Source organism: Variovorax sp. KBW07, from assembly GCF_003852515.1.
Lineage (GTDB): Bacteria > Pseudomonadota > Gammaproteobacteria > Burkholderiales > Burkholderiaceae_C > Variovorax.
The window spans coordinates 1-12,186 of sequence record NZ_QAJK01000162.1 but is presented as its reverse complement, the minus strand read 5'-3'; the positions used below and the strand labels follow the sequence as shown (position 1 = coordinate 12,186).

Here is a 12,186-nt window from a genome sequence, read left to right as displayed (position 1 = left end):
TGCAGCGATATCAGCCGAGCCTTCGATTATGCACCGCTTTTTCGAGCTTGGTCAACTTTGCGTGACTTTTTCTCTCGTGGCGCCGCTTAGCAGTCACTGCCCCCACCTGATCACCACTACTTCCCTCCAGTGGGAGCACTCGTACGCCCTCCGTGTACCGGGCCGCCGGAGTGCAGAGCACGAGAAAAGAACATGAGCCCAAAGACGTGCTCAACAAAGCCACCATCTCATGAGGAAGCGATTCACTCGGGCCGGGGGCGGTCTCCTCTAATAGAAGAGGCTGACGCCTCCCCAGAGAAAGGAGGCAGCCCAGCAGCCTCGTACGTCGACAACGCAAGGCACACGACACCTTGTGTCCGCGGCGCTCGCCTCCTCTCTCTATTAGAGAGGCCTCGCCCAACGCCTGGCCCAGCAGCCATGTTCTCCACAAAGACCTGTCCCCAGCTGCATTCAAGGCAACACGATCAACACCCAATAAAAAAGCCGCCCAAAGGCGGCTTTCTCGATCAGCACGTCGCTGCTTAGTAATAGCGCGAGCTGTTCATACGGCGCATTGCTTCATACAGCGTAGGCATGCGCACTTCCTGCGAACGGTTGCTCATGCGGGCCAGCGCGTCGACCTTGGCGACTTCAGCGGCGGAGACAGTGCCTTCCGATTGCTGGCGCCACACGGCGGCTTGCAGTTCCTGCATGACGCGCGGGTCGTTCTGCGCGGTTTCCAGGAAACGGGCGTCAGCACGGGCCGACGCACGGCGCTGGGCGGCAGCGCGCCACGAAGCTGCAAGGCCGGTCTTGCTCACCGAGCTGGCGAACACCGCGAACAGGGCAATGGCGGCGACACAGAACAGGGTCCAGGCAGCAAGCAGGCCGCCTTCGCTCCAGTTCGACACGAGCGAGTCGGTCACCACCAGCACGGCCGCCGCAATGGCGACGATCAGCAGGGCGATGAGCGGACGTGCGCCATTGGCGCCGGCGCGAGCGGCCTGGATCTGGCCGAACAGGACTTCGGCGCGACGCACGCCGGGGTGGACAGTAGGTTGGTCAACGTGAACGAAGCTGGTCATGATGCATCCCTCCTGGGGATAGTGAAAATCAGTGGCGGCAAACGATGCCGATGCAGTGATATTAGGGGTTACCCTAGTGCTTTGCCACTTTATCTTTCTGATGTTTATCATTCACAGCACTGATGGACGTCAACTTTCGCACGCTCGACCTCAACCTGCTCCGCGTCTTCGACGAGGTGATGGCAGAGCGCAATCTCACGCGCGCCGCCCGCAACCTCTCCATTACGCAACCCGCGGTCAGCAATGCGCTGCGGCGCTTGCGCGAGGTGCTGGGCGACGAGCTGGTGCGTCGCTCGGGCGCTGGCGTGGAGCCGACGCCGCGCGCGCTCGCCCTCTGGCCGACCGTGCGCGACGCCCTGCGCCAACTGCAGCACACGCTGGCGCCCGGTGAATTCGATGCCGGCACCGCCGACACCACGTTCCTGCTGGCCATGGCCGACGCCACCGCGGCCGAACTCATTCCGGGCTTGGTGCAGATCGCCGAAAAGGAAGCGCCCGCCATTTCGCTGCGCGTGCTCCCGCTGACCACGCGCGACCCGCGCCGCATGCTGGAACAGGAAGAAGTCGACATGGCCGTCGGCTATTTCCCGGCCGTGATCGCCAGCCTGGCAGCGCGCGGGCAGTCCGGCGTAGGCGTGGCGTTCGAGACCCAGCGGCTCTACCTGGGCCAATATGTATGTGTGATGCGCCGCGACCACCCGCTGGCCAGCGCACCGTTGACGCTCGACAGCTACTGCGCCGCACGGCATCTGCTGGTGAGTTTTTCAGGCCGGCCTTACGGCTTCATCGACCAGACGCTGGGCGCCATGGGGCGCGAGCGGCGCATCGTGGTGACAGTAAACCAGTTCTTCACGGCCGGCCGCGTGGTGGCCAATTCAGATTTGCTGACCGTGCTGCCGCGCCACTTCGTGACCGTGACCGGCATCGACGAACAACTGGTGCTGCGCGACCTGCCCTTCGACCAGCCGCCGGTGCACGTGGATGCCGTCTGGCACCGCCGCGCCCAGCACGGGCATGCGCACGAGTGGCTGCGCACCGCGCTGTTGCGCTCGGCAGCGGCGGCTTTCGCCGGTTCGGTGCTCGGGCAGAAAATCCCGCAATAGCCCGGCCGCTATTCGTGAAACACCGCGGAACCGGCTCTGCCGGGCCGCTGGTATTGCCCCCGGTAGGGGGTTGGCGTAGCGACACGAAGTGCGCGCAGCCTGGGGGCGAGCCAATTACCTGACGACGCTGAGCCAGGCGCTGGCTGCGGCGCGCAGTTCCTGCGCGTGGTGGGCTCCACGGCCGGCGCGAACGTCGGCGCTTTCCATCAGGGCGGCCGCGTGGCTGGCGGGGGCGTTGACGGGCGTGGAACGGAAGAAACGGGCCACTTGGGCGATGAGGCTGAACATGACAGTGCGCTGCTTTTGGCTGCGCTGGAGTGGTTGATGCCCCAAGATTAAGGGTTATCCCTAACAAAACAAGCCCCACCTTATGCACTTCACGCATGGGGCAATTCACCTAGACTGGCCGGACGATGAAGCTGCAACTGCTCTCCGACCTGCACCTGGAGTCCCATCCGAACTTCCGTGCCGAGCCCGTTCCGGGCGCCGACATGCTGATCCTGGCGGGCGATATCGGCTCCTACCAACAAGGCTCCCGCCTGACCGACACCGACTTCGGCCTGGGCCGCTTTTCGCCCCGCAACGGCTGGCCGGTGCCCGTCGTCTATGTGCCAGGCAACCACGAATACGACAACGTCGACTTCGACGAAACCCATGAGCGGCTGCGCGCACTCTGCCAAGAGCTCGACATTCTCTGGCTGGAGCGCGAAACCCGCGTGATCGATGGCATCCGCTTCGTCGGCACCACGCTCTGGGCCGACTTCGACGCCCTGGTCGAACCGACCGACGGCCTGGCCGACGCACTCAAGAAACGCGGCAAGGCGATGCGCGCGGCCGATTTCTACCTTGAAAAAGCGGCCACCATGCGTAACGGCGAGCTCTTCCTGGCCGCGCAGATGCGCGAACAGGCGCTTGTCTGCCAGGCCTGGCTGCAGCAAGCGCTGGCCGAGCCTTTCGACGGCACCACCGTCGCCATCACCCATTTCGCGCCCAGCCTCGCGAGCGCCGATCCACGCTACGGCCTGACGCCGGGCACGGCCGGCTTCTGCAATGCACTCGACGAACTGCTGCCGCACGCCCAACTCTGGCTGCACGGCCACCTGCACAGCCCCTTCGACTACATGAAGAACGGCTGCCGCGTGGTGGCCAACCCGCTGGGCTACAAGCGCAACGGCGAGCAGGAAGGCTTTCGCCCCGGCCTCCTGATCGACGTGCGCTGAGCCCCGCCGTAACGGCCGGCAACGCTCACGCCATGACGGCTGTGTAGACTGCTGCCGCGAGCCCATCCACCCCGAGGAGAAGCGCCATGCAGCAGCCACAACGACAACAACGCCGCACCTTCCTGCAACACACCGCCGGCGCGGCCGCGGCGGCCGGCATGCTCTCCCTGCTGCCCACCAGGGCGCTGGCGCAGACACCGCCGCCCGATACCGCCGGCAAGGCGATGGGCCAGTTGTCGATGGCCGAAATGTCCCGCCGCCTCGCGGCCGGCACGCTCACCAGCAGCCAGTTGGTCGAAGAAGCACTGGCCGCCATCCAGAACCCCGCGGGCGAAGGCGCGCGCACCTTCATCCAGGTGCACGCCGAATCCGCCCGCACCGCCGCGGCTCGCCTCGATGCCGACCGCAAGAGCGGCCGCCCGGCCGCCTCGCCGCTCGCAGGCATCCCGATCTCATTGAAAGACCTGTTCGACGAAGCCGGCATCACCACGCTCGGTGGCTCGAAGGTGCTGGTCGGCCAGCCGCCGGCGACGCGCGATGCGCTGGTGGTCGAGCGCCTGCGCCGCGCCGGCGCGATCATCGTCGGGCGCACCAACACGGTCGAGTTCGCCTACACCGGCCTGGGCATCAATCCGCACTACGGCACGCCGAAGAACATCTACGACCGCGCGACCGGCCGCATTCCGGGCGGCTCGACCTCGGGCGGTGCCATCTCGGTGACCGACGGCATGGCGGCCGGCGCCATCGGCACCGACACCGGCGGCTCGCTGCGCATTCCGGCGGCGCTGAACGGGCTGGTCGGCTTCAAGCCCACGCAGCGCCGCATTCCGCTCGACGGCGTGATGCCGCTGTCGACCTCCTTCGATTCCGCCGGGCCGATGGCCTGGACGGTGGAAGACTGCGCGCTGCTCGACGCGGTGCTGGCCGGCGAAGTGCCGCGCGCGCCCAAGGTGCTGCCGCTGCGCGGCATGCGCTTCGCGGTGCCCAAGACCTTCTTCCAGGACGAGCTCTCACCCCAGGTGGCGGCGGCTTTTGCCACCGCGCTGTCCAAGATCTCCGCCGCCGGCGCCACGGTCACCGAGCTTGCGATGCTCGAGTTCGCGAAGGCGCCGAGCATCAACCCGCGGGGCATGATCACCGCGGCCGAGGCCTTCACCTGGCACCGCGAGTTCATCAAGGCCGCGGCCGCCAAATACGATCCGCGCGTGCTGGCGCGCATCAAGACCGGCGAAACCATCACCGCGCCCGACTACCTGCAGCTGCAGTCGCTGCGCCGCCAGTTCATCCGCTCGATCAACACCGCGGCCGCCGGCTACGACGCGATGCTGATGCCCACCACGCCCGACATCGCGCCGCCCATCGCCGAAGTGCTGAAGGACGACGACACCTATTACCGGATCAATGGCCGCATGCTGCGCAATCCGTCCGTGGTGAACCTGTTCGATGGCTGCGCGCTGTCGGTGCCCTGCCATGACGCGGGCACCGCGCCGGTCGGCCTGATGGTGGCCGGCATCGGCAACACCGATCACCGGCTGCTGGCGGTCGGCGCGGCGGTGGAAGCCGTGGTCACGCCCCGGCGCACTCTCGCCAACTGAGACGCGAAAAACGCCCGAAGTACCCGAAGCGCTTCAGCGCGTCGCCAGCCCGTCGAAGCAGGTCGCAAGCACCAGCTCGACGATCTGCTCGTCGCTCTGCAGGCCGCCCGCCTTGAGAAAACCCAGCACCGGATCGCAGGCCCGCGCGAACAGCGTGTAGAGCACGGCGATGGCCGGCAGCTTCGGGTTCAGCGTGCCGTCGGCCTGCGCGGCCTGGATCCAGCCACCGAGCTTGTCGCTGATGGTCACCAGGCGGTCGAGGTAGCCGCGGTTGTTCATGAGCGCGGCACGCAAGGTCGAGTTCTGGTGCGGCAGCGAAGGCATCTCGCCGGCCAGCTGGACCTCCATCGACCAGCGCACCACGGCGCGCAGCTTGGCGATCGGCTGGCCCTCGGCCGGCACCGACGCCAAAAAATCCAGCGTGCGCTGCATGATGCGCACCATGGCCGCGGCGGCCAGGTCTTCCTTGCTCGGAAAGTGCTTGTAGAGGCTGGCCTTGGCAATGCCCACCGAGGCCGCGACCTCGTCGACCGTCATCGACTCGAAGCCTTTTTCGGCCAGCAGGCGGCTCGCGGTCTGCACGATGGCCTCTTCGCGGGCCTGCAGCATCTGTTCCTTGAACGAAGTCTTGGCGGGGGCGGCAGCAACGGCATTCATGCGGAAATTCTAGTCTCGGCCGTCGCCGACCAGACGGTGCGGATGCCGAAATACCGCCCGGTCTTTTGCAGACCCGACAGTTGCATCGGCCCGGCTCAGGCGTTGCGGCCCTTGGAAACCAGGCGAATGCCCGGCATCAGCTCGGCCGCCAGCTCCGGCCGCTCCAGCGCGTAGTCGAGGTTCATGCGCGCGATTTCGACGTGCTCCTCGCCCAGCGCCTGCGCACGCGAGCCCTGGCCGCGCTCGATGGCCTGCACCATCGCGTGGTGCGTGCGGTGCGCCTGCCGCATCCATTGCTGGCCTTCTTCCATCGACGACTGCATCGGCAGCATCGCGCTCGGCGCGGCAAAGGGCTGGCCGCCCAGCATGTCCATCACGCGCTTGAGCGCCAGGTTGCCGCAGCCTTCGAGAATCAGCTTGTGGAAGCGATCATTCATCTCGACGTAGGCCGCGTAGTCGTCGATCTCCATGCTGGGCTTGTTGACCGCCCGGTCGCCGTCTTCCAGGCATTCCTTCAGGTCGCGCAGCAGCTGGCGCGAGGCGCCGTCTTCCGCCAGCAGGCGGGCGGCAAAGCCTTCGATCACGCCGCGCACGCGAATGGCGTCGGCCACCTCCTGCGAGGTGAAGCGGCGCATCTGGTAGCCGCCGCTGGGCGATTGTTCGATCAGGCCTTCGTGCTCCAGGCTGGCCAGCGCCAGCCGCACCGGCGTGCGCGAGGCGTCGAGTTTCTCGGCCAGCGGAATCTCGGCCAGCCGCTCTCCGGGCACGAATTCGCCCTTGAGGATCATGTCGCGCAACTGCACGAGCACGCGAGATTGTTGGGAGTCCATCGGGAGGCGCCAGGGGAAGAGGAATGAGCGGATTCTAGGAGACGCGTCCGCCCCTGCACACAGCATATGTACCTTGGCTCGGTTGTTGCATGCACTTCTGCGCAACAAGTGTCAAAAACACACGCTACGCTCAGCGTTTACCCGTATTTTTGCCCTTCCAGGCCCCAATCAGGGGCGAAATGACCGACGAAAGTTTGACCAGGATCAAGGATCACCAAGACAATGCATACAGTTGCATGCAATGCCTGCAGACCCCTTTCCAAAGAACCCACGATGGAGCCCGCACGATGATCAGCGCAGAGCAAAACGATTTCATCACCCGCGTCGGACGCGACGCCCCCGCCGGCAAGCTGCTGCGCCGCTACTGGCAGCCGGTGGCCCTGGCCGACGAACTGGCGGGCCCGCGCCCGGTCAAGCCCGTGAAGCTCATGGGGCAGGACTTCGTCCTGTTCCGTGACGAAAGCGGCCAGCTCGGCATGCTCGACCGCGACTGCCCGCACCGCGGCGCCGACCTGGCCTTCGGCCGGCTCGAAAACGGCGGCATCCGCTGTGCCTTCCACGGCTGGCTGTTCGACGCCAAGGGCAACTGCCTGGAAACCCCCGCCGAGCCGCCCACCAGCAAGCTGTGCAGCCGCATCAAGCAGTCGGCCTATCCGGTGGTCGAAAAAAGCGGCGTGGTGTTCGCATACATCGGCGAGGGCGAGCCCCCCGCCTTCCCCGAGTTCGACTGCTTCGTGGCGCCCGACAGCCACACCTTCGCGTTCAAGGGCCTGTTCGAATGCAACTGGCTGCAGGCGCTCGAAGTGGGCATCGACCCCGCGCACGCCTCGTACCTGCACCGCTTCTTCGAAGACGCCGACACCTCCGAAAGCTACGGCAAGCAGTTCCGCGGCGCCTCGGCTGACTCCGACATGCCCATCACCAAGGTGCTGCGCGAGTACGACCGCCCCGACATCAGCGTCGAGCCCACCGACTACGGCTTCCGCCTGAAGGCACTGCGCAAGCTCTCTGAAGAAACCACCCACGTGCGCGTGACCAACGTGGTGTTCCCGCAGGCCTTCGTGATTCCCATGAGCGCCGAGATGACCATCTCGCAATGGCATGTGCCGGTCGACGACACGCACTGCTACTGGTACGCCATCTTCACCAGCTTCACCGGCCCGGTCGACAAGCAGCAGATGCGCGACCAGCGCCTGAAGCTCTACGAGCTGCCCGACTACACCTCGCGCAAGAACAAGCGCAACAACTACGGCTTCAGCATCGAGGAACAGCTGACCGAAACCTACACCGGCATGGGCGACGACATCAACGTGCACGACCAGTGGGCGGTGGAGTCGCAGGGCGCCATCCAGGACCGCACCCGCGAGCACCTGGGCAGCACCGACAAGGGAATCATTGCCTACCGGCGCCTGCTGGTGAAGGCCATCGACGCCACGCTGGCCGGCGAGAGCGCGCCCATGCTCATCGACGCCACGCAAGCCAGCGCCATGACCGGGCCGCCGTCCATCGACGGCATCGGCAACGTGGTCGACGAAGCCGCCACCGAGACCTACTGGCAAGAGGCCGACCGCGCGCGCCGCCTCAAGTCCGATTGGGCTTCCGCACGGCTGGCCGCCTGAGCACGCACGCCATGAGCAGCAGCAATAACAACAGCAACAAGTTCGTCGACCGCTTCGGCCTCTGGTCCGACGACCAGCATGCGCAGGCGCGGGAACTGGTGCGCCGCATCGACAGCGGCGAAGTCGACGTGGTCCGCTTCGCCTGGCCCGACCAGCACGGCCTTCTGCGCGGCAAGACGCTGGTTGCCAGCGAGGCGCGCTCGGCCCTGTGGGAAGGCGTGAACCTCACCTCCACGCTGCTGGCCAAGGACACCTCGCACAAGACCGTGTTCCCGGTGTTCAGCGCCAACGGCGGTTTTGCCATCGAGGGCCTGCAGGGCGGTGCCGACTTCACCATCGTGGCCGACCCCGCCACCTTCAAGGTGCTGCCGTGGGCACCCCGCACCGGCTGGGTGCTGTGCGATGCCTACATGGCCGACGGCAAGCCCTGCCCCTTCGCGACGCGGCAGATCCTGCAGCGCGCGGTGGGCCAGCTCGACGAACTGGGGCTGGACTTCATTGCCGGCCTCGAGGTCGAGTTCCATGTCTTCAAGCTCGAAGACGCACGCATGGGCCTGGCCGATTCGGGCCAGCCCGGCGAGCCGCCACGCGTGTCGCTGCTCTCGCACGGCCACCAGTACCTGACCGAGCTGCGCTACGACCGCGTCGACGAACTGATGGAGCTGCTGCGCTCCAACCTCATCGCGCTCGGCCTGCCGCTGCGTTCGCTCGAGATCGAATTCGGCCCGAGCCAGTTCGAGCTGACCTTCGGTCCCACCGCGGGCGTGATGCCGGCCGACACCATGGTGCTGCTGCGCAGCGCCATCAAGCAGATCTGCCAGCGCGCCGGGCTGCACGCCACCTTCATGTGCCGCCCGAAAATTCCGAACGTCATGTCCAGCGGCTGGCACCTTCACCAGTCGCTGCGGCGCAAGAGCGATGGCGTCAACGCCTTCATGCCCGAGGCCGGCGGCCGCGACCTGAGCGAGATCGGCATGCACTACCTGGGCGGCCTGAAGGCGCACGCCTGCGGTGCCGCCGCGCTGGCCAGCCCGACCCTCAACGGCTACCGCCGCTACCGCCCCTTCTCGCTCGCGCCCGACCGCGCGATCTGGGCGCGGGACAACCGCGGCGCCATGCTGCGCGTGCTCGGCGGCGTGGGGCAGAACGCCTCGCGCATCGAGAACCGCGTGGGCGAGCCGACGGCCAACCCGTACCTGTACCTCGCGTCGCAACTGTTCTCGGGACTCGACGGCATCCGCAACAAGACCGACCCCGGTCCTTCGGCCGACGCGCCGTACGAAACGCCGGCGGAGCAACTGCCGCGTTCGTTGAGCGACGCCCTCGCCTGCCTGCGAAAAGACGAGATGCTCAACGCGCAGATGGGCAAGGTCTTCATCGACTACCTGTGCCACATCAAGGAAGCGGAAATCGCCCGCTTCAACCTCGAAGTATCCGAGTGGGAACACCGCGAGTACTTCGACATGTTCTGAACATTTCTCCCGACGACATGCCCACGATCCACTACATCCTCAAGGACGGAACCACGCGCGAGGTCGACGCCAAGATCGGCGCCAGCGTGATGGAAACCGCCATCCGCGGCAACGTGCGCGGCATCGACGCCGAATGCGGCGGCTGCTGTTCCTGTGCCACCTGCCACGTCTACGTGGACGACGCCTTCATCGACCTGCTGCCACCGCCGGACGACATGGAAAGCGCCCTGCTCGACGCCGTGGCTTCCGAGCGAAAGCCCGGCAGCCGGCTGAGCTGCCAGCTCAACGTGACCGCGGCCTTCGATGGCCTCACGGTGCGCGTGCCCGATACACAGGTTTGAAGGGTGCTTCGGGCATCATCGCCCGCTTACCGCACATCCGGTTACAAGACAGCGGCGCCCGACGGGGCGCATTTCATTCCACCTGAAAGGCCTTTTTCAATGACGCCAATGACGATGACCAAGAGAACCATCCTCTCGACCCTGCTGCTGGCAAGCTTCGGCGTGCTGGGCATGTCGACCGCGCAGGCCGCCGACGAGCCCCTGCGCATCGGCCTGATCGCGACCTACTCGGGCCCCTACGCCGACTACGGCCGCCAGTTCGACGCCGGCATCGCGCTCTACCTGAAGGAGCACGGCGGCAAGGTGGGTGGCCGCACCGTCGAGATCATCAAGAAAGACACCGCCGGCCCCGCGCCCGACGCCGCCAAGCGCATTGCGCAAGAGTTGATCGTGCGCGACAAGGTGAGCGTGCTCACCGGCCTGGACTTCAGCCCCAACGCGTACGCCGTGGGCGCCATCGCCACGCAGGCCAAGATCCCGACCATCGTGATGAACGCCGCCTCGTCGGCCATCACCACCAGCTCGCCCTACGTGGCGCGCCTGTCGTTCACCGTGCAGCAGGTCACCGACCCGATGGCACGCTACATGCTCAAGCAGGGCGTCAAGGACGCCTACACCGTGGTCGCCGACTACGCCTCGGGCGTCGATGCCGAAACCGCCTTCAAGAAGACCTTCACCGCCGGCGGCGGCAAGGTCTCGGGCGAAGTGCGCACGCCGATGAACAACCCCGACTTCTCGGCCTACGTCCAGCGCATCAAGGACGCCAAGCCGCAGGCCGTGTTCTTCTTCTTCCCCTCGGGCGTGATGCCGCCGGCCTTCCTGAAGGTGTGGAAGGAACGCGGCATGGAGCAGGCCGGCATCAAGCTCTTCGCCACCGGCGAAGCCACCGACGACAGCTACCTCGACGCCACCGGCGACGTGGCGCTCGGCCTCGTCACCAGCCACCACTACTCGTTCGCGCACAACTCGCCCAAGAACCAGAAGTTCGTGAAGGACTTCGCCGCCGACAACGGCGCCAAGTTGCGCCCGAGCTACTTCGCGGTGACCGCGTACGACGCCATGGCCGCCATCGATCTGGCGCTGGCCAAGACCAAGGGCGACACCGGCGGCGACAAGTTCATGGAAGCCCTGAAGGGCCTGAGCTTCGAGAGCCCGCGCGGCCCCATCGAGATCGATCCGGTCACGCGCGACATCGTGCAGACCGTCTACATCCGCAAGACCGAGCGCGTGAACGGCCAGCTGGTGAACGTCGAGTTCGACAAGTTCGATCGCGTCAAGGACCCGGCCAAGGAAGCCGCCAAGTAACCAGCCAGCAAGCAACAAGCTAGCAACCCGGGCCGCGAGGCCCTGGCAGCGACGGGAAATCCATGGGAATCGTGATCTTCGACGGGGTGGCCTACGGCATGCTCCTGTTCCTCATCGGGGTGGGCTTGTCCATCACGATGGGGCTCATGAACTTCGTCAACCTCGCGCACGGCAGTTTCGCGATGGTGGGCGGCTACGCCGCGAGCGTGCTGATGAACCAGTGGGGCGTGGGCTTCGGCCTCTCGCTGCTGGCGGCCTTCGTGGCGGCGGCGCTGGTGGGCGCGGCGCTGGAGTTCGTGTTCTACCGGCGCCTGTACCGCGCGCACCCGCTCGACCAGGTGCTCCTGTCGATCGGCGTGGTGTTCGTCTCGATCGCAGCCTTCACGTATTTCTTCGGCCCGACGATGCAGCCCTTCACGCTGCCGCCGGCACTCGACGGACAGGTGTCGCTGCTGGGCCTGGAAGTGGGCCGCTACCGCCTGTTCCTGATCGGCTGCGGCGTGGCGGTGCTGGTGGCGTTGCTGCTGGGCCTGGGCAAGACGCGCTACGGCGCGATGGTGCGCGCGGCGGTCGACAACCAGCGCGTGGCGGGCGGCACGGGCATCAATGTGCAGCGGCTGTTCTTCCTGACCTTCTCGCTGGGCTGCGGCCTTGCGGGCCTCGGCGGTGCGTTGAGCCTGGGCATGCTGGGGCTGGAGCCGTCGTTCCCGCTGAAGTACCTCGTCTACTTTTTGATGGTGGTGTGCGTGGGCGGCGCGGGCACGGTCACGGGGCCATTCATCGCAGCGCTGCTGGTCGGCATCGTGGACGTGGCGGGCAAGTACTACCTGCCTGAAGCGGGCGCCTTTCTCATCTACGTCTTCATGATCGTCATGCTGCTGGTGCGGCCGAACGGCATCGTCGCGAAGAAGGGGCTGGCATGACTCGCGCTTTTTGGCTTCGCGGTGGTCAGGGTGTTCGCCGTCGTTCAGGGCGCGCCC

12 protein-coding genes are annotated in these 12,186 nt (G+C 66.4%); 8 read left to right on the top strand and 4 right to left on the bottom strand.

Translation table 11 applies throughout. The features are described 5' to 3' along the window. Positions 1–521 precede the first annotated feature (521 nt). Entirely contained in the window at positions 522–1,064 is a 543-nt protein-coding gene (locus DBV14_RS28525; protein WP_124464530.1) for a hypothetical protein, read from the bottom strand. Between the two features lie 122 nt (positions 1,065–1,186). Here DBV14_RS28525 and DBV14_RS28520 point away from each other — a divergent pair, with 122 nt between their 5' ends. Then, positions 1,187–2,167 carry a LysR family transcriptional regulator gene (locus DBV14_RS28520; protein WP_124464527.1) on the top strand — a complete coding sequence of 327 codons (981 nt, stop codon included), beginning with the start codon at positions 1,187–1,189 and terminating at the stop codon, positions 2,165–2,167. 114 nt (positions 2,168–2,281) lie between these two features. Here DBV14_RS28520 and DBV14_RS33520 read toward each other — a convergent pair whose 3' ends face one another. Beyond that, positions 2,282–2,455, bottom strand: coding sequence for a hypothetical protein (locus DBV14_RS33520; RefSeq protein WP_185546153.1), 174 nt, complete (start codon positions 2,453–2,455; stop codon positions 2,282–2,284). A 125-nt stretch (positions 2,456–2,580) separates the two neighbouring features. Between DBV14_RS33520 and DBV14_RS28515 the strand changes: the two genes are divergently transcribed. Beyond that, the gene (locus DBV14_RS28515) at positions 2,581–3,387 is read left to right on the top strand and encodes a metallophosphoesterase (protein WP_124464526.1); all 807 of its coding nucleotides are present in this window, start codon (positions 2,581–2,583) and stop codon (positions 3,385–3,387) included. A 239-nt stretch (positions 3,388–3,626) separates the two neighbouring features. Continuing rightward, positions 3,627–4,982: an amidase gene (locus tag DBV14_RS28510; RefSeq protein WP_260397260.1), complete on the top strand. Its 1,356-nt coding sequence runs from the start codon at positions 3,627–3,629 to the stop codon at positions 4,980–4,982. Positions 4,983–5,015: 33 nt separating this feature from the next. On the opposite strand, the gene DBV14_RS28505 is transcribed toward DBV14_RS28510, so the two are convergent. Together DBV14_RS28505 and DBV14_RS28500 are read right to left on the bottom strand one after the other, a co-directional pair. Continuing rightward, entirely contained in the window at positions 5,016–5,639 is a 624-nt protein-coding gene (locus DBV14_RS28505) for a TetR/AcrR family transcriptional regulator (protein WP_124464520.1), read from the bottom strand. Positions 5,640–5,734: 95 nt separating this feature from the next. Continuing rightward, complete coding sequence (locus tag DBV14_RS28500) at positions 5,735–6,469, bottom strand: GntR family transcriptional regulator (RefSeq protein ID WP_124464518.1); 735 nt, start codon at positions 6,467–6,469, stop codon at positions 5,735–5,737. Between the two features lie 287 nt (positions 6,470–6,756). On the opposite strand from DBV14_RS28500, the gene DBV14_RS28495 reads away from it, so the two are divergent. The 5 genes from DBV14_RS28495 to DBV14_RS28475 all read left to right on the top strand — a co-directional run bounded on the left by DBV14_RS28495 (position 6,757) and on the right by DBV14_RS28475 (position 12,129). Beyond that, entirely contained in the window at positions 6,757–8,088 is a 1,332-nt protein-coding gene (locus tag DBV14_RS28495; RefSeq protein WP_124464516.1) for an aromatic ring-hydroxylating dioxygenase subunit alpha, read from the top strand. Positions 8,089–8,099: 11 nt separating this feature from the next. After that, the gene (locus DBV14_RS28490) at positions 8,100–9,560 is read left to right on the top strand and encodes a glutamine synthetase family protein (RefSeq protein ID WP_124464514.1); all 1,461 of its coding nucleotides are present in this window, start codon (positions 8,100–8,102) and stop codon (positions 9,558–9,560) included. A gap of 17 nt (positions 9,561–9,577) precedes the next feature. Continuing rightward, positions 9,578–9,901, top strand: coding sequence for a 2Fe-2S iron-sulfur cluster-binding protein (locus tag DBV14_RS28485; protein WP_124464512.1), 324 nt, complete (start codon positions 9,578–9,580; stop codon positions 9,899–9,901). A 108-nt stretch (positions 9,902–10,009) separates the two neighbouring features. Continuing rightward, positions 10,010–11,206 carry an ABC transporter substrate-binding protein gene (locus tag DBV14_RS28480; RefSeq protein ID WP_124464532.1) on the top strand — a complete coding sequence of 399 codons (1,197 nt, stop codon included), beginning with the start codon at positions 10,010–10,012 and terminating at the stop codon, positions 11,204–11,206. Between the two features lie 62 nt (positions 11,207–11,268). After that, a complete protein-coding gene (locus tag DBV14_RS28475) occupies positions 11,269–12,129 on the top strand; it encodes a branched-chain amino acid ABC transporter permease (RefSeq protein WP_124464510.1) in 861 nt (286 codons plus the stop codon). Positions 12,130–12,186: the final 57 nt, after the last annotated feature.

Bases quoted from the DNA above. Each gene is read 5' to 3' on its own strand.
- DBV14_RS28475 (WP_124464510.1), top strand. From the start codon at position 11,269: ATGGGAATCGTGATCTTCGACGGGGTGGCCTACGGCATGCTCCTGTTC.
- DBV14_RS28505 (WP_124464520.1), bottom strand. From the start codon at position 5,639: ATGAATGCCGTTGCTGCCGCCCCCGCCAAGACTTCGTTCAAGGAACAG.
- DBV14_RS28485 (WP_124464512.1), top strand. From the start codon at position 9,578: ATGCCCACGATCCACTACATCCTCAAGGACGGAACCACGCGCGAGGTC.
- DBV14_RS28510 (WP_260397260.1), top strand. From the start codon at position 3,627: ATGGCCGAAATGTCCCGCCGCCTCGCGGCCGGCACGCTCACCAGCAGC.
- DBV14_RS28520 (WP_124464527.1), top strand. From the start codon at position 1,187: ATGGACGTCAACTTTCGCACGCTCGACCTCAACCTGCTCCGCGTCTTC.
- DBV14_RS28495 (WP_124464516.1), top strand. From the start codon at position 6,757: ATGATCAGCGCAGAGCAAAACGATTTCATCACCCGCGTCGGACGCGAC.
- DBV14_RS28500 (WP_124464518.1), bottom strand. From the start codon at position 6,469: ATGGACTCCCAACAATCTCGCGTGCTCGTGCAGTTGCGCGACATGATC.
- DBV14_RS28525 (WP_124464530.1), bottom strand. From the start codon at position 1,064: ATGACCAGCTTCGTTCACGTTGACCAACCTACTGTCCACCCCGGCGTG.
- DBV14_RS28515 (WP_124464526.1), top strand. From the start codon at position 2,581: ATGAAGCTGCAACTGCTCTCCGACCTGCACCTGGAGTCCCATCCGAAC.
- DBV14_RS28490 (WP_124464514.1), top strand. From the start codon at position 8,100: ATGAGCAGCAGCAATAACAACAGCAACAAGTTCGTCGACCGCTTCGGC.
- DBV14_RS33520 (WP_185546153.1), bottom strand. From the start codon at position 2,455: ATGTTCAGCCTCATCGCCCAAGTGGCCCGTTTCTTCCGTTCCACGCCC.
- DBV14_RS28480 (WP_124464532.1), top strand. From the start codon at position 10,010: ATGACGATGACCAAGAGAACCATCCTCTCGACCCTGCTGCTGGCAAGC.